Genomic DNA, 252 nt, shown 5'->3' with positions numbered 1-252 from the left:
ATGACGCTGCAACTTTTTAACGCTGTATTTATCGGCATTGTTGCGGGTATTGGGATGCTATGGTTTCAGGATTTAATGCCTGGAAGAGCGGGGGCAGCTACCACCTTATTTACTAACAGTATTTCTACCGGGGTAATTCTGGCTGGCGTTATTCAGGGAGCAATTGCACAAAGTTGGGGGCACTTTGCTGTCTACTGGGTAATTGCGGTTATTTCTGTTATCGCATTATTTTTAACCGCAAAGGTTAAAGAC

1 pseudogene is annotated in these 252 nt (G+C 44.0%); it reads left to right on the top strand.

From position 1 onward, the window contains the following. Positions 1-252: pseudogene (locus SB756_RS32850) on the top strand (MFS transporter); the annotation flags it as partial.

The sequence above is a fragment of the Pseudomonas sp. SIMBA_068 genome (assembly GCF_046534705.1).
Lineage (GTDB): Bacteria > Pseudomonadota > Gammaproteobacteria > Pseudomonadales > Pseudomonadaceae > Aquipseudomonas > Aquipseudomonas putida.
Note: the sequence above shows the minus strand (reverse complement) of the source record. Positions and strands in the feature narration are given on the sequence as shown.